This window comes from Tepidibacter thalassicus DSM 15285 (assembly GCF_900129915.1).
Taxonomy (GTDB): domain Bacteria; phylum Bacillota; class Clostridia; order Peptostreptococcales; family Peptostreptococcaceae; genus Tepidibacter; species Tepidibacter thalassicus.
This window is the reverse complement of sequence record NZ_FQXH01000006.1, coordinates 200,270-220,378: the sequence shown is the minus strand read 5'-3', so window position 1 is coordinate 220,378 and position 20,109 is coordinate 200,270. Positions and strand designations below refer to the sequence as shown.

At 27.2% G+C, this 20,109-nt stretch carries 17 protein-coding genes; all 17 read left to right on the top strand.

Translation table 11 applies throughout. The features are described from left to right. Positions 1–205: 205 nt before the first annotated feature. The 17 genes from BUA19_RS02940 to BUA19_RS02860 all read left to right on the top strand — a co-directional run bounded on the left by BUA19_RS02940 (position 206) and on the right by BUA19_RS02860 (position 20,085). Positions 206–3,550 carry a VWA domain-containing protein gene (locus BUA19_RS02940; RefSeq protein ID WP_072723460.1) on the top strand — a complete coding sequence of 1,115 codons (3,345 nt, stop codon included), beginning with the start codon at positions 206–208 and terminating at the stop codon, positions 3,548–3,550. Positions 3,551–3,680: 130 nt separating this feature from the next. Beyond that, on the top strand, positions 3,681–4,355 hold the full coding sequence (locus BUA19_RS02935; RefSeq protein ID WP_072723457.1) for a hypothetical protein: 675 nt from the start codon (positions 3,681–3,683) through the stop codon (positions 4,353–4,355). 83 nt (positions 4,356–4,438) lie between these two features. Then, on the top strand, positions 4,439–5,485 hold the full coding sequence (locus BUA19_RS11890; RefSeq protein ID WP_072723455.1) for a YecA family protein: 1,047 nt from the start codon (positions 4,439–4,441) through the stop codon (positions 5,483–5,485). Between the two features lie 53 nt (positions 5,486–5,538). Beyond that, positions 5,539–5,916: a hypothetical protein gene (locus BUA19_RS02925; protein WP_072723453.1), complete on the top strand. Its 378-nt coding sequence runs from the start codon at positions 5,539–5,541 to the stop codon at positions 5,914–5,916. Positions 5,917–6,008: 92 nt separating this feature from the next. Then, positions 6,009–7,973 carry a methyl-accepting chemotaxis protein gene (locus tag BUA19_RS02920; RefSeq protein ID WP_072723451.1) on the top strand — a complete coding sequence of 655 codons (1,965 nt, stop codon included), beginning with the start codon at positions 6,009–6,011 and terminating at the stop codon, positions 7,971–7,973. A gap of 131 nt (positions 7,974–8,104) precedes the next feature. Continuing rightward, a complete protein-coding gene (locus BUA19_RS02915) occupies positions 8,105–8,431 on the top strand; it encodes a hypothetical protein (RefSeq protein WP_072723449.1) in 327 nt (108 codons plus the stop codon). Between the two features lie 58 nt (positions 8,432–8,489). Further along, a complete protein-coding gene (locus BUA19_RS02910; protein ID WP_072723447.1) occupies positions 8,490–8,666 on the top strand; it encodes an aspartyl-phosphate phosphatase Spo0E family protein in 177 nt (58 codons plus the stop codon). A 170-nt stretch (positions 8,667–8,836) separates the two neighbouring features. Further along, positions 8,837–10,438, top strand: a complete 1,602-nt coding sequence (locus BUA19_RS02905; RefSeq protein WP_072723445.1) for an NAD(P)/FAD-dependent oxidoreductase — start codon at positions 8,837–8,839, stop codon at positions 10,436–10,438. A gap of 114 nt (positions 10,439–10,552) precedes the next feature. Beyond that, positions 10,553–12,181: a Na/Pi cotransporter family protein gene (locus BUA19_RS02900; protein ID WP_143145355.1), complete on the top strand. Its 1,629-nt coding sequence runs from the start codon at positions 10,553–10,555 to the stop codon at positions 12,179–12,181. Between the two features lie 78 nt (positions 12,182–12,259). Then, a complete protein-coding gene (locus tag BUA19_RS02895) occupies positions 12,260–12,871 on the top strand; it encodes a DNA-3-methyladenine glycosylase (RefSeq protein WP_072723443.1) in 612 nt (203 codons plus the stop codon). After that, positions 12,855–13,682 (top strand): carbon-nitrogen hydrolase family protein, encoded by an 828-nt coding sequence (locus BUA19_RS02890; RefSeq protein ID WP_072723440.1) that lies wholly within the window; start codon positions 12,855–12,857, stop codon positions 13,680–13,682. Before BUA19_RS02895 ends, BUA19_RS02890 begins: the two co-directional genes overlap by 17 nt. 91 nt (positions 13,683–13,773) lie before the next feature. Further along, on the top strand, positions 13,774–15,126 hold the full coding sequence (locus BUA19_RS02885; RefSeq protein WP_072723438.1) for a glucose-6-phosphate isomerase: 1,353 nt from the start codon (positions 13,774–13,776) through the stop codon (positions 15,124–15,126). A 215-nt stretch (positions 15,127–15,341) separates the two neighbouring features. Continuing rightward, positions 15,342–16,184 carry a PRD domain-containing protein gene (locus BUA19_RS02880; RefSeq protein ID WP_072723436.1) on the top strand — a complete coding sequence of 281 codons (843 nt, stop codon included), beginning with the start codon at positions 15,342–15,344 and terminating at the stop codon, positions 16,182–16,184. 110 nt (positions 16,185–16,294) lie between these two features. Next, entirely contained in the window at positions 16,295–17,668 is a 1,374-nt protein-coding gene (nagE, locus tag BUA19_RS02875) for an N-acetylglucosamine-specific PTS transporter subunit IIBC (protein WP_072723434.1), read from the top strand. A gap of 31 nt (positions 17,669–17,699) precedes the next feature. After that, positions 17,700–18,845, top strand: a complete 1,146-nt coding sequence (gene nagA, locus BUA19_RS02870; protein WP_072723432.1) for an N-acetylglucosamine-6-phosphate deacetylase — start codon at positions 17,700–17,702, stop codon at positions 18,843–18,845. Continuing rightward, positions 18,845–19,600, top strand: coding sequence for a glucosamine-6-phosphate deaminase (nagB, locus tag BUA19_RS02865; protein WP_072723431.1), 756 nt, complete (start codon positions 18,845–18,847; stop codon positions 19,598–19,600). The genes nagA and nagB overlap by 1 nt, the downstream gene beginning before the upstream one ends. Positions 19,601–19,611: 11 nt before the next feature. Next, positions 19,612–20,085: a PTS sugar transporter subunit IIA gene (locus BUA19_RS02860; protein WP_072723429.1), complete on the top strand. Its 474-nt coding sequence runs from the start codon at positions 19,612–19,614 to the stop codon at positions 20,083–20,085. The last annotated feature ends 24 nt before the right edge of the window (positions 20,086–20,109 follow it).

The following is a 20,109-nucleotide window of genomic DNA, read 5'->3' as shown; positions in this document are numbered from 1 at the left end:
TTTAGAAAAATCAATTTAAAAGATTTTCTAAATTGGGGATTCGTTACACCCTACTACATCGATAGATGTAGCAAAGCCTATGGAGTGTTATAAACACCAAAGTAGCTACGGCAAAATGGGACACTATGAAGTAGGAAAGAAACAAAAGTTATAGGCTTTTGAAATCTTCTTATAAAGTTTTATAGGCTTTTGGTAACGGGGGAAAATGAAAAGGATATTTAGTTTGATTTTGGTAATTTCATTAATACTAAGTCAAATGAATGTTTTTCAATCTTATGCAGTAACAAATGAAATTTCGGGGCTTAAAATGAAAGTTGTAGATGCAGAAGGGAATAAGCCTGAATATAATGGAAAAACTACAATATTAACTGATGAAAAAGATATAAACTTAAATGGTGATGCATCTGTATTTTTTGAAGCAAAAGGTACTTCGATGGATTTAACAAATATTGAATATACGTTTTTTAAGCAAGAAACACTTCCAAATGAAAATGATTTTAATAATGTAAAAAATTGGAACAAAGTAAATTATCGAGAATTTATAAATGGTGATGTAGTAAAAGATGAACCTGGATATTTAACTTGGAGAAGTTATAATGTTGCTCATATGGCTACAATGAGCAATAAAAATGGAAGTTGGTCTAATAGAGCTAATGTATATAAAAATCCAAATAATAAAATTCAATTTCAGAGTACAAAAACTTCAAAAAGTGTAGAAGAATATATTCCGGAGGGTAAAATAACAAAATCAGTGTTTATGATTCCTATGGATATTGGTGTTAATGGAGGTCCTTATCCAAATTATAAAGAAGCTTCAAAATTTTGGGGATATATTAAACCGAGTGAAACTGGAACTTATTATTTTGGTATTAATTCAGATGATGGAAGTTATGGATATATAATAGATAATAGTGGAAAGAAAAAAGAAATAGTAAGTGGTTTTTTTTATCCCCATGGCTCAAAATGGGGAACTAAAAATGTACCTGTAAAATTAACAGCAGGGAAATATTATCCTATATATTTAGAGTATTTCAATTGGGGAGGTAGTGCACATTTTGAGCTTTACTATAATAAAGATTGTAAAGTGAGTAATAACAATAAAAAAGTAGTTCCTGAAAATTGGTTTTATCCATCGAGAACAGATGAACCAGGAGAAATTTCGGAAAGTACATTTGAGATTGATTATAAAGCAAAGTTTCCTACAGAACCGGGAACATATTATATAGGAGTTAAAAGTGGCAATAAAAAAGGAATTTATGGACCTTTTAAAGTATTTCCTAAAGCTCCTATAAATATGGTGAAAGAAGTAGAGAAGAATCAATTTTTATTAAATGAAGAGTTTACAATTAACTATAAAATTCAACCACAACCAATACCATCAGAAAATATTCTCCCTGAATCTTATTTGAAAGATAAAGAAATTGTTTTGGTCATGGATACATCAGGGAGTATGGCTTGGGATATTGAGAGAGGTGGAGGTAGTGGATATACTTGGGATAATAATGGGAATAAGGTGCATTATTATTTAGATAGTAAGGGGGATATAATATATTATCGACGACATAAAATAAAGTATGACTTATATAAACAAGGAAATGAAGTGTATTATAAAGATTATGTAGGTAATATAATAAAACCGAGGATAACTATTGCAAAAAAAGCTGCTAAAAATTTTGTTGAAAAATTTAAAGGAAATGAAAAAGTTAAAATTGCTTTAGTTCCTTATGATAGTTATGCTAAAGATGTTACTTTTAATAATGGTGATTTTGCAAATTTATCAGATGAAAATCAGTATCAACAATTGATAAACAAAATTAATAGTTTACAACCTGATGGTGGAACTAATATTGGAGATGGACTTAGAAAGGCTTATTACAAATTTTCTAATTCAAATCAGAATACACGTAAATATGTGATATTAATGACAGATGGAGAACCTACTTTTCATAGTTATATAGTTAAAAAGTTTGATTGGGGAGATGGAAGTTATTATTATGATTATTATTTAGGATATGGAAGTCATTATTACATTGACGGTGGTGGAAATTATACTACTGATGAAGATAGAGAATATGCTAATAAAGTTGCAAAAGATTTGATATTAAATGGAGAGCATAAAATAGATTCTTTTATGATAGCTTTTAGTAATGATGCAGATAAGAATGAATTAAAAAATATAGCTAATAGTGCTAAAGGATATTATAAAGAAGCGATAGATGGTAATGCTTTAGATGAAGTATATCAAAAACTAGCAAAACAAATACAAAGTGATTTGCCTATCCGTGGCATAAACTTTAAAGAAATATTTCCACAGGGAATAAATATTGTGAGTGCATCAAAAGGATTAAAAATTGATGGTCAAACTGTAACTGGAGATATAGGTAGTATTTCATACAGATTAAATAAACAAACAAATCAGTTTGAAGCTGAGCCTTTTGAATTTTTTATTAAAGTAAAACCTACAAAAACAGGGGATTATACTTTAGGTAAATGTGGTAATGATGATAGTACATCTTATATAGATTATGAAGATATTGATGGAAGTGATGGGCATAAAGAATTTCCAGGAGTAGATATATCTGTATATGAAAAACAGCCACCGGATATAAGTGCAAATTTAAAAAATCATAAAACAGATAATGATAAATATAATTTAGATTTAACAATTGATGAACCTGCAAAAATAGAAATTTTTAATGCTGATAGATATCTTATTTGGAAAAAAGATAGAGAAAAAAATTCCAATCAATACCCTAAGACTTTTTCAATAGACATTAATAAGTCTGATGTAAATGGGAATTATATCACTATTAAAGCACAGGATAAATTTGATAATGTGGTAGAAGAAACTGTACCTCTAATTAAATTAAAGCCAATAGAAATTAAGTCGTATGCTCATGAAATTATAAAAGGAATATTGGATATAGAAACACAAAAAAATTCTACAATTACAAGTGTAAAAATTAATGGAATTGAAGTTATAAAAAATGATGTATTAACTAATAATGGAGAATATAGATTAGAAGAAGTTGACTTAAAAGAAAACGATAATGAAATTGAAATTAGCGTAAAAAATTATATTGGTAATACAGCTACTTTAAAATTTAATAGAAATATTGAAGTTCAAGAACCAATAGAGGTTGAATTGGGGATTCTTGTAAATAAAGAATTTAAAAAAGAGTCTCAAATTAATTTAGTAAAAGGATATAGTCTTAATTTAGCTATTAGTATTAAAAATATAAAAAATCAAGAAGTAGTATTGGAAATTGGTGATAAAAATTCAATAGAGGTTTCAGAAATAGAAGTATATGAAGCGGTATATGATGAAGATAAAATTAGTATTGGAAATAAAGTTGATGCTAAAATAAATAAACAAACATATAAAATAATATTACCAAAAGTAGATAATTACAAGCATTATATAATTGTATATAAGACAAAAGCAAAAATAGATGCAAAAATAGGATCTGTAGTTAATAAAATAAAAATTGATAATAATCTAATGACATCATCTGTAATTAATATTGTTGAATTGCCAAATTTAGAGTAGATGCTTTGTATAGGGGATAGAAAACAGTAAATTTAACTGTTTTCTATTTTTTTATTAGTAAATATAAAAAGGATAAATACATATATTTATAGAAGTATAATAAAAGCAAATAATGAGGAATGGTGAGAATATGGGTGAAAAAGTTATAGTCTTAGAAGATGCTATAACTAAAATGAAATTTGATTATCTTTACAATGGAAATGAAAAATATTTAAAATTTTGTAAAAGACTATACGGTATAGATTATAAGAAATGGAGTAGTTATTTTTGGGAATTGTATATAATCAAACTATTTGAAGAAGAACTTAGAGAAAGGATAAGTGAAATATTAAATGCAAAAGATATTTCACATAAAATAGCTGGAGATACGCAGGAAGAAAGAGAACGAATAATAATATACAATTATATTCAGGGGTATATATTTGGGTATAATAATTTGAATTTAATAAAAAGATTAAACAATATATCGAAAAAGGTATTTGAAGATAGAAAGGCAAATAAAATTCATATAAGTCAAATAATGAGAAGTAGGTATATGATAAATTACAATGAATATATAAATATGGAATCTAAAAGAGCAGACAGTAAAAAAGGTATTGAAGATATAGTTTATAATTTTTGCATAGATTGCGTATATCCTAAGTTGAAAAAGCTAAATTTTAGTAATAGTTTTGTTTTAATAAAAAATTCAGTTTATGATATTGTGTTGAAGGATTGTATAGAAAAGAATAGAGAGGGAATATGGGATGGAGTAATATCAAAAGTAGTTAGGATAATTGATAAAAAATATAGCATTCTCATGTAGAATATTTTATTAAAAAATGATATAATAAAAAATTGTATTTGTTAAAGTTAAAAACTATATATTGTAAGGGAGTGAAAGTTATCTTGGTAGGAAGAAATGATTTATGTCCATGTGGAAGTGGCAAAAAATATAAAAAATGTTGCTTAAATAAAGATAAAAAGAATTTAATATTAAAACAAAAAATGGATTTTTCACAAAAATATGATATGAATATTACTCAAAAATTATATTCATATTCTAGAAAAGAAAGATTTTATGATGAATATTTAAAAGCACAAGAAAGATTTTATATTTTAAAAGATGATGAGATAAATAATAAGTTTTTATCATTCTTTAATACATACTATCTTCATGATTTTATAACTAGTACGAATAAAACAATGGCTATTTTATTCTATGAAGAAAATAAAAACAATTTAAATGTTATAGAAAAAAACATATTGAGAGAAAAAATAAAATCATATATTAGTGTTTATGAAATTATTAGTATTGAAGAAGATAAAGTTGTGCTTAAAGATTTAATATTAAATAGTGAAACTTATGTAGAAGATGTAAATATTTTTGAGAGTTTAAATGTAGGGGAATTGATAATAGGTAGAATTGCTAAAGTGGTAGAAGTAAATAAATTTATAGATACTATTCTTTCTATATCTCCTAAAATTAAAGATGTGATAATTAAAGATATTAATAATATGTATGAGAAAAGCAAGAGTATATATAAAGATATGATTACTTTCTTAATTTATAATACAAATATATTTTATAAGTACATACAACAGCTTATAGAACCTAAAGTAGGAGAGTATTTAAAATCGAATAAAAAAGATGGTAATGTAGATAAATCAGAAAAAGTTAAAGAAAATAGCGATAATTCATGCTCGGTAGAAGAACTTGTAAAAGGTAATATAGAAGATGAATATTTAGAAGTTGCATTGACAGTTTGGAGAGAATATAAAAATTCTAATGAAAAAATAAAGGGAAATGAGAATGGATGGGCATCAGCACTTGAGTATTATGCTAAAAAAGAAAAAGGAGCAAGTGTAACACAGGGAGAAATTGCTAAAAAGTATAAAGTTAGTCCAAGTACTTTGGGGAAAAGATATAAAGAAATAAAATCAATAAGCAATTAATGTGGTATAATATTTAATGTATTTGTGATGATTATGTAGAAAGAGGGATAAAAATGAATTTGGTTTTAGGAAAAGAAATAGCTGTTTCAACTAGCTATATTAAATCTCATCCTGCTGTACCTATTTATAAAGGAGAAGAAAGTGTTGAAAATTTATTTGGTATGATATATCACATAGAGATAGGATTTTATGAAGGTAGTAATGAAAAAGTAAGAGAATATGTAATTGTAGATTTTAAGGAATATGAGTTGTCGCTAGAAGATAAAGAAAGTTTATTAAGTAAAGCCAAAGAATATTGTGAAATGAAAGAAATAGATTTAGAATCTGAAGGGGAAATATTCTTATTAGATAATGAAGAAGCAGAAAGTTTTGTAGAAAAGTTATTTAATAATATGAAATTAATAAGAGGTCTGACTACTAAAAGAGGTTAGTCCTCTTTTATTTTTACCTAAAAAACAGAATATTCATAAAACAATAAAAGTGTTATAATTATATTAATAAATGAGTTTAGGGGGAGATGGGAATGGTTTTTGATAAAATAGGAAATAGACTTGTATTACTTTGCGTAACTTTAATTTTAATTCCTATGATACTTGTGGGATATTTTTCTTATAATAAGGCAGCTGGCATTATTACTAAAAATATGATAAATGGCAATCAAAATTTTATGCATCAATTAAATAAAAACATAGAATTGGATTTGCGTAATAAATATAAAATATTTCAGATACTTCATCAAGCTGTAAAAAATATAGATAAATCACAAATAATACCTTTATTTAAAAATTTTATAAATAATAATAAGGATATTGGGCTTGTATATATAGGAACAGTCGATAAAGAAATGATTTGTTATCCAAATGTTACTTTTCCAGATGGATATGATCCTTCTAAAAGGCCATGGTATATAAATGCTTTAAAAAGTAAAGAACCTGTTTGGTCAAAAACTTATGTAGATGCTGTTACGAAGAAGAATGTAATAACATTATCAGCACCTTTATATGATGAAAATAATAATTTAAAGGGGATTTTGGCAGTAGATATATTTCTTGATAAAATTAAAGAAAGTGCTGATGGTATACAGTTAGGAGAAGGTGGATATATAATTATAGGAGATCATGAAGGGAAAGCTGTATTTCATGAAGATAAATCAAAGATAGGATTAGATTTAAAGAAAACTGATTGGGGAAAACAAATTTATAAAGATAAAAAAGGAAATATAGATTATATAATAGATGGAAATGATAAATTGTTGACATTTGAAAATAATAAAACGATAGGATGGGAACTTATAAGTGTAATTGATAAATCTATTTTAAAAGAGCAAATAGGGGCAATTTCTCATATTGCTTTATTGGTAGGGTTTATTTCTACATTGATTGCAATAATAATTACAATACTTATATCTAGAGGGATTACAAAGCCAATAAAAGAGATCTTGAAAACTATGGATGAAGTTAGTAAGGGAAATTTTACAGTACAAAGTAATGTAAAAACAAAGACAGAAATTCGTTTAATATCTGAAGGTTTAAATAACATGATAAATAAGATAAAGGATTTAGTATCAAATGTTGAAAACATATCTAAAGAGGTGCATAAATTATCAAATGATTTGGTAAACATATCTTCTAAAACAGTTATCTCTATAAGTGAGGTGGCGGGTGCTATAGATGAAATAGCTAGAGGTGCTTCTTCTCAAGCAAATGAGACTGATATTTCTTTGAGTAAAACGAAAGAGCTTGCTGAATTTATAAATACTGCTAATGATCTTGCTAATAATATGGCTGATAATTCAGATAAGGTAAAGTATTCTAATGAATTAGGTATAAATACTATTTCAATGTTAAAGAGCAAAAATTTAGATACGCTTAATATTGTGAAAAATATAAATCATCAATTTAAAGAGCTTTTTGCTAAATCTATGGAAATAAATAAAATAACTCAAACAATTACAGAAATTGCAGAACAGACAAATTTATTAGCACTTAATGCAACTATAGAAGCGGCGAGAGCTGGAGAGCATGGAAGTGGATTTGCAGTTGTAGCGCAGGAAGTTAAAAAATTAGCAGAACAGACTACACATCAAGCAAAGGAAATAGGAGATTTAGTTAAAAAAATAGAAATTGAGACAAAAGAAACAAGTAAAGTTATGGAAAAAGCGTCTTATATTATAGATGATCAAAATAGTGCAGTTGAGAAAACTGAAAAAGTATTTAAGGAGATAGATAATGTTACTCATAGCATAATTAAAAATATAGTAGATATAACAAAATTATTGGAAAACATAAATTCAAATAAAGATGAGTTTGTGAATTCTATGGAAAAAATAGCTTCAGTGACAGAGGAAACTGCGGCTTCAACACAGCAGGTATTTGCTTCAACTGAACAGCAGGTTTCAGATATAGAAAGAGTAAGTGATTTGTCTAAAGAGTTAAATAGATATGTCGATATGTTATCGAGTAAAATTAGAGAATTTACAATAAGATAGAGTTAAAATAAGTCTTAGTATTAATTAAAAATTAGTACTAAGACTTATTATTTGTTCGTTCAATACAGAATTTGTAAAAAGTGTTTAAATAATATATACTATAGGGTATAATTTTTAAGGGAGGTGAAAAAGTGGATTTTGTAGGAGTTGAAGAAATACAACCTTATGAAAATCTTTATAGATACAAAATTTTTAAATATGATGATATAATAGAAATTGGGAAAAATGAGAATTATATATGTGATTTGAAATTTATAAAATTAGATATAAATCCTATATATAAAGGGAAAGAAATTGAAGAAAGTATTGGGTATGCTATAGTAGAAAATATAAACAAAAATATTGATATATCTTTAAATAAAATAGAAGAAAAGATAAAAAAATTTATAATTCGAGAAATTCCTTTGATAAATTTAGATGAAAGGTCTATAAATGTAATTTTCAGTCTAAATAAATAAAATGAATGTTGTTGATTTTTATTAGATAATGATGTAAATTTATTAAGGGGGGGATTACATGCAAAAGATAAGGACTTTACAGGCAAATATAGAGGTATTAAGAGAAAAACTGAATAAATTAATAGAAGATAAAGATTTTAAGTTGAGTAATAGAGAAATAATAAGTTTAAGTCAAGAATTGGATGTTTTATTAGATGATTATGTGAAATTTAAAAATAGTAAATTTATTTTTTAATATAGATGTATTTTTGCATAGAAAGTCTACTTTGAAATTTTTTCAAAGTAAGGCTTTTATTTTTTTGAAGAAAGTATTAAATTTACTTGGCTTTAATTTTATTAAAATGTTTGATATAATTTATTAAGTTTTGTGGTATTTGTAATTATGAATAGGGAAAGGATGTTATTATGATAAGAGTTTCTAATATAAGATTGAATATAAATGAGGATATTAAAAATATAGAAAAAATAATACTTAAAAAGTTGAAAATACAAAAAAAGGAATTAATAAAGTACAGTATATTTAAAGAATCTATAGATGCAAGAAGAAGAGGAAAAATAGATTTTATATATACAGTTGATGTAGTAGTTAAAGATGAAGATAAAATTCTTAATAAAATAAAGGATAAGGATGTAAGAATAAGTCCTATTTTACAGTACAATAATGTTTTGATGGGAGAAGAAAAATTAAATGAAAGACCTATTGTAGTAGGAATGGGACCAGCTGGATTATTTGCTGCATTAATACTTGCTCAAAGGGGTTATAATCCATTAGTTTTAGAAAGAGGATTTGATGTAGATAGAAGAACTAAAGATGTGAATTTGTTTTGGAATGAAGGAAAAATGAATTCAGATTCAAACGTTCAGTTTGGAGAAGGAGGAGCAGGGACTTTTTCTGATGGAAAGTTGACTACAAGAATAAAGGATTTAAGGTGTAGAAAAGTACTTAATGAGCTTGTTGAATCTGGAGCTCCGGAAGAAATTTTGTATTCATATAAACCGCATGTTGGAACAGATATATTAAAAGAAGTAGTTAAAAATATGAGGAAAAGAATAATACGATTGGGAGGAGAAGTCAGATTTAATTCAAAGGTTACAGATTTTATAATAGAGGGTGGAAAAATTAAAGGTGTTATTGTAAATGGAACAAATACTATATTATCAGATGTTGTTGTACTTGCAATAGGGCATAGTGCAAGGGATACTTATGAAATTTTATATGAGAGAAATGTGAAAATAATTCAAAAACCTTTTGCTATAGGAGTTAGGATTGAACATCCACAAATTTTAATAAATAAATCTCAATATAAAGAGTTTTATAATCATCCGAGATTAGGTGCTGCGGATTATAGGCTTATTTATCATGCAAGTAATGAAAGAACATCATATACATTTTGTATGTGTCCAGGAGGAAGTGTTATAGCGTCATCTTCATCTGAAAATGAGGTAGTTACAAATGGAATGAGTGAACATAGTAGAGATAAGGAAAATGCAAATAGTGCTTTTCTTGTAAATGTAGTTCCAAGTGATTTTGGGAGTGATCATCCTTTAGCTGGAGTTTATTTTCAACAAAAGTATGAAAGATTGGCGTTTGAGTTGGGTGGAAGAGATTATAAAGCTCCAGTGCAGTTAGTTGGTGATTTTTTAAAGGATAGAGAGTCAAAAGATTTAGGAAGTGTAATTCCATCTTATAAACCAGGTTTTAGATTAACTAATTTAAGAGAGTGTCTTCCGGGTTTTGTGGCAAATACTATGAAAGAAGGGTTGATAAATCTTGATAAGAAGTTAAAGGGTTTTGCACTTTATGATGCTATTTTAACAGGAGTAGAAACAAGGTCATCTTCTCCTATAAGAATAGTGAGGGATGAAGAAAGTTTTGAATCTGTAAGTGTTAAAGGGCTTTATCCATCTGGTGAAGGTGCTGGATATGCAGGAGGGATAGTATCTGCTGCTGTTGATGGAATTAAAGTAGCTGAGAAGATAATTCAAAAATATAAAAATTTAAAATAAATTTAACTTTTTTAACAAACTTAACATTTTTAACATAAACTTAACAATTCTCCTCTGCGTTTCTGATACAATTAGACAGGAACTAACAAATAAGTATACTTGAGGAGGACTATTATGGCTATAGAAATAGCATTGGGTGTTTTAGGAGGCCTTGGATTATTTTTATATGGAATGAATTTGATGGGTGAAGGTCTTCAAAAAGCAGCTGGAGAAAAGTTAAAAAAAATAATTGAACTTTTAACTAGTAATAGGTTTATGGGCGTTTTAGTTGGAATGTTTGTTACAGCTATTATTCAAAGTAGTAGTGCAACTACTGTTATGGTAGTTGGATTTGTAAATGCAGGAATTATGAAATTAACTCAAGCTATTGGAGTTATAATGGGGGCTAATATTGGAACAACAGTAACTGCTCAGCTTGTATCTTTTGAATTAACTGAACTTGCTCCAGTGGCTGTAGGATTTGGTATGATAATATATTTATTTTCTTCAACAGAAAAGAATAAACAAATTGCTGAAATATTGATAGGATTTGGTATATTATTTATTGGAATGGATTTTATGAAAAATGCAGTTAAACCTTTGAAAGAATTTCCTGCTTTTAGACATATGTTAGTTGGTTTTGGAGATAATACTATATTGGGAATTTTTATGGGATTTGCAATGACAGTAATACTTCAAAGTAGTAGTGCTGCCATGGGAATACTTTTAGCATTATCGTCTGAAGGGCTTCTTCCTTTAGTTTCTGCTCTTCCTATTCTTTATGGACAGAATATAGGAACTTGCGTTACTGCTATTTTATCTAGTATAGGTGCAAGTAAAAGTGCTAAAAGAGCTGCTGTTATGCATTTGATTTTTAATGTTATTGGTACTTTATTATTTGCTACTATTTTAAATAAACCTACGATAAATATTGTAACGAAATTTAATTCAGCTGATGTTACTAGGCAAATAGCGAATGCTCACACGCTTTTTAATATAATAAATGTTATTATTTTATTTCCTTTTGCATCGCTTATAGTGAAAATGGCTATAAAATTAATACCTGAAACAGAAGATGAAGATAACAATAAAATTACAAAATATCTTGACAATAGAATACTTGAAACTCCATCTATTGCACTTGCTAATACAATTAGAGAGACATTACATATGGGAAATATTGCTAAAAAATCTTTTGAAAATGCTATGAATGGATTTTTTAATTGGTCAAGAGAAGAAGTTAAAAAGACATTTGAAAAAGAAAAAAAAATAAATGAGCTTCAAAGAGAAATTATAGATTATTTAATAAATCTTTCTAATAAAGCTATATCTGGAGAAAATAGGGAAATAGTAGATGGTCTTTTTAATACTGTAAGTGATATAGAAAGAGTTGGAGATCATGCTGATAATATAGCAGAGCTTGCAGTAGAAGCTTTGGATAAAGATGTACCTTTTTCGGATGAAGGAATAAAAGAGCTCAAGCTGATGTTTGATAAAGTAATGAATGCGTATAATTCTTCATTAAAAGCTATGAAGAATAAGGACATAGATTTAGCGTTTAATGTTATAAAAATGGAAGAACAAATAGATATGATGGAAAGGTCGTGCAGAACGAATCATATATATAGATTAAATAATAGTTTATGTAATCCTGAAAGTGGAATAATATTTTTAGATATGATTAGTAATATGGAAAGGATAGGAGATCATGCTTCGAACATAGCAAGAGCTGTTATAGATACTCAAACAGTTAAACAAGTTTAGTATACATTGTATTGTATAAAGCCTCATAAAATAATATGGGGCTTTTATGTATTTATGATGAAATTAAGGAGGGCATGTATGAAAAGATTACCTAGAGATTTTTATATAGAGGATACTGTAGATGTTGCAAAGAAGTTACTTGGAAAGTATATAGTAAGAGAATATGATGGTAAAAAATTGATTGCTAAAATTGTTGAAACAGAAGCTTATAAGGCCATGGGGGATAAAGCTGCACATATGAATAATAATAAAATAACAGAGAGGACAAAAATAGTGTTTGAAGTGGGAGGACATGCGTATATATATTTAATTTATGGAATGTATTATTGTTTTAATATAGTTACTTGTGAACAAGGTGTTGGAGGGGCTGTTTTAATAAGAGCTGTAGAACCTATAGAGGGAATAAAATATATGATGTTCAATAGGTATAATAGAATAGAAGAAAAAAAGAGCAAAATAAAAAATCTTACAAATGGGCCAGGTAAGTTGTGTATGGCTCTTAATATAGATAGAGGTTTTTATGGAGAAGATTTATGTACAAGCCAAAAATTATATATAACAGAAGGAGAAGTAGTAAAGGATAAAGAAATAGTACATTCTAAGAGAATAAATATAGATTATGCACAGGAAGCAAAGGATTTTTTATGGAGATTTTATATAAGGGGGAGTGATTATGTGTCAAAGAAATAAATTTAAAATAGCATTATGTCAAACTTTAGTTGAGGATAATAAAGAAGCTAATATAAATAGAGCTTTGAAATTTATAGAAGAAGCTGCGGATAATGGTGCAAAAGTAATTTCTTTGGGAGAAATGTTTAATTGTCCTTATAGGAATGATGTTTTTAAGGAGTACGCTGAAGAAGAAGATAATAGTAATACTTTAGAAATGTTATCATCTATTGCAAAGAAAAAAGGAGTATATATTATAGGTGGATCTATTCCTGAAAAAGAAGGGAAAAAATATTATAATACTTCTTATATATTTGATAGAGAAGGAAAAATAATTGCAAAACATAGAAAAATTCATTTATTTGATATAGATATAAAAGGTAAAGTAAAAATGAAAGAATCCGATACATTTGACTATGGAGAAAATATAACTGTGTTTGATACTCAATATTGTAAAATTGGAGTTGCTATATGTTATGATATAAGATTTCCTGAAGTTTTTAGAATAATGGTTCAAAAAGGGGTAAAACTTATAATAGTTCCTGCTGCTTTTAATAATGTGACAGGACCTGCTCATTGGGAAATTCTTGTAAGATGTAGAGCGGTGGATAATCAGGTTTATTTTGGAGCGGTTAGTCCGGCGAGAAATGAAAATGAAAGTTATTTAGCGTATGGACATAGTATTATTTCTGATCCTTTTGGAAAAATATTAGGAGAGCTTGAGGAGAAAGAAAGTATATTATATTGCGATGTGGATTTAGATTATGTTGAAAAGGTAAGGAATGAGCTTCCTATTTTAAAACACAGAAGATTGGATTTAAGTAAAATATAAAATAAAAAAATAAAATATATTAGAAATAAATGTAATGTTAATGTATAATTATAATGTAAATTTAAATATTATTTTTGAAAGGAGAAATAAAATGGGTAAAATAACTTTTGATTATTCTAATGCATTAAATTTTGTGAGAAAAGAAGAAATCGATTTTATGGCTCCATCTATAAAGATGGCTCATGAACTTTTACATGCTAAAAAAGGGCCAGGGAATGATTTTTTAGGATGGCTTGATCTTCCGGCAAATTATGATAAAGAAGAGTTTGGAAGAATAAAATTAGCAGCTGAAAAAATAAAAAACAATTCTGATGTTTTATTAGTAATAGGAATAGGTGGATCTTATCTTGGAGCTAGAGCTGCAATAGAAATGCTTGGACATTCTTTTAGAAATAATTTGTCTAAGGAAGATAGAAAATCTCCTGAAATTTATTTTGTGGGTAATAATATAAGTTCTACATATATGATGGATTTAATGGATGTTATAAAAGATAAAGATATATCTATAAATGTTATATCTAAATCTGGAACTACTACAGAGCCTGCTATTGCTTTTAGAATATTTAAGGAGCATTTGGAAAAGAAATACGGAAAAGAAGGAGCTAAAGAAAGAATATTTGCAACAACTGATTCTAAGAAAGGTGCTTTAAGACAACTTGCAGAAAATGAAGGATATGAAACTTTTGTAATTCCAGATGATGTAGGAGGACGTTTTTCAGTTTTAACTGCTGTTGGACTTTTACCTATAGCTGTAGCTGGAATTAATATAGATGAAATAATGAAAGGTGCATTAGATGCGTACAATGAATATAATAATGTTAATTTAGAAGAAAATTATTGCTATCAATATGCAGCTGTAAGAAATATTCTTCACAGAAAAGGTAAAAATATAGAGCTTATGGTTAACTATGAGCCAGCTTTACATTTTATTGCAGAATGGTGGAAGCAATTATATGGAGAAAGTGAAGGAAAAGATCAAAAGGGAATATTCCCTGCTTCAGTTGATTTTTCAACAGATCTTCACTCAATGGGACAGTATATTCAAGATGGTAGAAGGGATTTATTTGAAACGGTATTTAATGTAGAAAAACCTAGAAGAGAGATAACTATAAAGGAAGATGATAAGAATTTAGATGGACTTAATTATTTAGCTGGAAAAACTGTAGATTTTGTGAACAAAAAAGCTTTTGAAGGTACAGTACTTGCACATGTTGATGGAAATGTTCCTAATTTAATAGTTAATATACCGAGTTTAACTGAATATTATTTTGGATATTTAGTGTATTTCTTTGAAAAAGCTTGTGCAATAAGTGGATATATATTAGGGGTAAATCCTTTTGATCAACCAGGAGTAGAAGCATATAAAAAGAATATGTTTGCACTTTTAGGAAAACCTGGATTTGAGAAAGAAAAGGAAGAATTAGAAAAAAGATTAAATAAATAAATTTAAAAAAGCTCTAAGTGTAACCTTAGAGCTTTTTTAAATTTAAGTATTGACAAAGGTTTTCCTAGTGTGTTATTATTTAATTATCAAAATTGAATGATAAATATAGTGCGTTACTGTAAAACAGGCGTAAACTTATGTATAAGTGCAGTAAAGTTGTATTTATATGTAAGTTTGCGTTTTTTTGTTCCCAAGTTTTTTTAGGAGGGATTAAATTGAATAAAAATAATTTTAGGATATTAAAAATTTTGAATAATAATATAGTTTTAGCTTTTGATTTAGAGAATAAAGAAGAAACTATAATTATTGGAAAAGGAATAGGTTTTGGAAAGAAGGAAAATAAGAAGGTGTATATTCCGTATGATAATATAGAAAAATCTTTTATAGCTTACGATGAAAAAATGAAAAATGAATATTTTAGGATTGTAAAACGAATAGATTCTAAGATTATAGAAATAAGTGAAAAAATTATAGATATGGCTGAAAAAAAATTAGGAGATTTAAATAGTCATATTCATATTTTGCTTACAGATCACATAGGGTTTGCAATAGAAAGAATAAAAGCAGGTCTTGAAATAATTAATCCTTTTATTGATGAAATAAAGATTTTGTATCCAGATGAGTTTGATATTGCTTCAAAAGGAATAAATATGATAAAGGAAGAATTAAATTTAGATTTAGGATATGGAGAAATAGGTTTTATAACTATGCATCTTCATTCTGCTAGAAAAAATATTAATGTAAAAGAGACTATGAAAAATACTCGTATATTGAATGAGATAATTGATATAATACAAGATGGACTTAGAATAAACTTAAATAAAACAGATTATATTTATAAAAGATTAATAAACCATATACAAGGTGCTTTAGATAGAATAAAAAATGGAAAATGTATGGAAAATCCTCTTTTGAATAATATAAAGGAAGAATTTAAGGATTCTTTTGAAATAATAAAAAAAATAAAAGCAAAAATTGAAGAAGAATATGAAACTACTGTTCCAGAACAAGAACTCGGATATATGGCAATTCATATAGAAAGATTAAAAATTAAATGATAAATTAGGTACGTTACTGAAAATCAGGCGTAAACCTACAAAGATAGAAAATAATTTTTCTATCTATAGGTTTATGCCTTTTTATTTATAATAAAAAGGAGGAATTTATAATGAGTAATAGTAATGTTTTTGGTAAATTTCAGAAATTAGGAAAGTCTTTAATGCTACCTATAGCTGTAATGCCTGTTGTAGCTATATTTTTAAGATTAGGTGTACTTTGGAATTTACCATTTATAAAAGCGGCTGGAGATTCAGTATTCAATAATTTACCGGTTTTATTTGCAATAGGTGTAGCAATAGGATTTGCTAAAGATGCTCAAGGATCAGCAGGGTTAGCTGGTGCTGTTGGATATTTCACTTTAGATTCTTGTGCTAAAGCTATAAATGATGATATTAATATGGGAGTTTTAGCAGGTATGATAGCAGGAATTTTGGCTGGAAATCTTTATAATAAGTATCATGATATTAAACTTCCTGACTTTTTAGGATTTTTTGGTGGAAAGCGTTTTGTACCTATTATAACATCTGTATCTTGCATAGTGTTGGGATTTGTATTTGGTTATATTTGGCCTTATATTGGAAGTGGAATAAATTTTGTTGGTAATTGGATAATAGGAGCAGGTTCAATTGGACTATTTGTATATGGATTATTAAATAGATTATTAATTCCTACTGGTCTTCATCATATTATGAATAGTATAGTATGGTTTATATTTGGAAATTACAATGGAGCTACAGGAGATTTAAATAGATTTTTTGCAGGAGATCCAAGTGCAGGAATATTTATGACTGGATTTTTTCCTATAATGATGTTTGGTCTTCCAGCAGCAGCTTTAGCTATGTATACTACAGCTAAAAAGGAAAATAAAAAGGCTGTAGCAGGTGTTTTAGGATCAGTTGCTTTTACTGCGTTTTTAACTGGTATTACAGAGCCTTTAGAATTTATGTTTATGTTTATAGCACCAGCTTTATATTTAATTCATGCTGTGCTTACAGGAATATCCATGGCACTAACATATACACTTGGAATACACCATGGCTTTGGATTTTCAGCAGGAGCTATAGATTATATAATAAATATAAATTTAGCTACTAAAGGATGGCTCTTAGTACCTGTAGGATTAGTATTTGGTGTAATATATTACTTTGTATTTGTGTTTGCAATTAAGAAATTTAACATAAAAACTCTTGGTAGAGAAGATGTAATTGAAGAAAATAATTCTGATAATTCAACAAAAAAAGATAATATGGATGAATCAGTTAAGCAGTATTTACAAGCTTTAGGTGGAAAAGAAAATATAATAGAATTAGATTCTTGCATAACAAGACTTAGACTTACATTAAAGGATACTTCTATAGTTGATGAAAATAAACTAAAAAGTTTAGGAGCATCAGGAGTATTGAGAATAAATGATAAGAATATGCAGGTTGTTGTTGGAACTAAAGCAGAAATTTTATCTACAAGAATGAAGAAGCTTTTGTAAAAGCTTCTTCAAATCTTTAGGAGATGATTTTATGAAGGCTATTATAAATGGAAAAATAATTTTAGAAAACAGTATTTTAAATGATTATATACTTTTATATGATAAAGAAATAATAGATATAATAAAAAAAGATGAATTTAATATAGATTGTATTGAAGAATTTATAGATGCAAAAGAAAATTTTGTATCTCCTGGCTTTATTGATCTTCATATCCATGGCAGTGGAGGATTTGACATTATGGATGCTACATTTGAAGCAGTAAATAATATTTCAAAATCTATAGTTAAAACTGGGGTGACATCTTTTTTACCTACTACAATGACTATGTCTAAAAAAGACATAATAAAATCTTTAGAAAATATAAGAAAATGTATAAATAAAGTAGAAGGTGCTAAAATTCATGGAGTTCATCTAGAAGGTCCATTTATAAGTAAAAAATGTAAAGGTGCTCAAAGGGAAGAATACATATTAAAGCCAGATTATGAATTTATAAAACCGTATTTAGATATTTTAAAAATAATAACTTTTGCTCCAGAAGAAGATGAAAAATATGTATTTATGGAAAATATGAAAAAACATAAAAATATAATTTTATCAATAGGACATACTAATGCTACTTTTGAACAAGCTTTAAGAGCTATGGATAATGGAGTGAATTATGTTACACATACATTTAATGGAATGAGTGGATTTCATCATAGAAATCCAGGTGTTATAGGAGCTGTATTTTCAAGAAATATATATTGTGAAATAATAGCTGATACTATTCACGTTCATAAAGGATTTTTTCAGGCTTTTATAGATATAAATAAAAAGGATAAAGTAATTCTAATAACAGACTCTATGAGAGCTGGATGTATGAAATGTGGAGAGTATGAATTAGGTGGACAAAAGGTAATAGTAAATGAAACAAGTGCAAAACTCGAAGATGGAACTTTAGCAGGGAGCATACTAAAATTAAATGAAGCAGTAAAAAATATAAAAGATAATACAAATTATAAATTAAATGAAATAGTTAATATGGCGAGTATAAATCCTGCAAGAGCTATAAATATAGATGATAAGTTAGGAAGTATTAGCAGAGAAAAGATAGCAGATTTAATTATATTCGATGAAAATATAAACATATTAAAGACAATAATAAATGGAAATATTGTATATGAGGTGAAAAGTTGATGAGAATTATTTGTACTGATAATTATGAACAAATGAGCAAAAAAGCTGCGAATATTGTAGCTAGTCAGATAATTTTAAAGCCTAATAGTGTTTTAGGATTAGCTACTGGTTCTACACCAATTGGAATGTATAAACAGCTTATAAAAACTTATAAAGATGGGCATATTGATTTTGAAGAAGTTACAACTTTTAATTTAGATGAATATTACGGGTTAAATAAGCAAAATGAACAAAGCTATTATTATTATATGTATGAAAACTTTTTTAAATATATAAATATAGATATGAACAAAGTTAATATACCAGATGGTACGGCTGTAAATATTGATTCTGAGTGCTTAGAATATGAAAGAAAAATAAGAAATTGTGGAGGAATAGACCTTCAAGTTTTAGGAATAGGTACAAATGGTCATATAGGGTTTAATGAGCCGGATATAAAATTTGAAGCATTAACTCACATAGTTGAGTTAGATGAACAAACTATAAAAGATAATTCTAGATTTTTTAATTCTATAAAAGACGTTCCGACTAAAGCAATAAGTATGGGAATAAAAACTATAATGCGTGCTAAAAAAATAATTCTTTTAGCTAGTGGTATTGAAAAATCAGATGCAATTTATAAAGCTATTTATGGAAAAATAACTCCAAATCTTCCTGCATCGGTTTTACAGCTTCATCCAGATGTAACATTTATACTAGATAAGGACGCTGCATCTAAATTAAATATAGAAAAAATAAAGGAAGATTATTTATAGGGGGGAGTAAAATGTTTAGCTTTTTTACTAAAAATAAAGAATTAATCTTAAAATCACCTTTTGAAGGAAAAATTGTAGATATAACTAAAGTGAATGATGAAGTTTTTTCAAGTAAAATGCTTGGAGATGGAATAGCTGTAATACCAAGTAATAATATTGCTGTAGCACCTTGTGATGGAACTATAACTCAAATTTTTCCTACTAATCATGCTTTTGGAATAATAACAAAGGAAGGAATGGAAATACTAATTCATATAGGTATAGATACAGTCAGTTTAAATGGAGTTGGTTTTAAAAGACTTGTAGATGTTGGAAGAAAAGTAAAAAAAGGAACACCGATTATTGAAGTGGATTTAGAGTATATAAGAAAATGTAAAAAAAATACAATAACTCCTGTACTTATAACTAATATGGAAAAGGTAGAAAGTATGGATAAAAATTTTAATAATAATGAAGAAATTTTAAAAATAAAGGTTAAAAAATAATATAGAGTTTTAAAGGCTCTATAT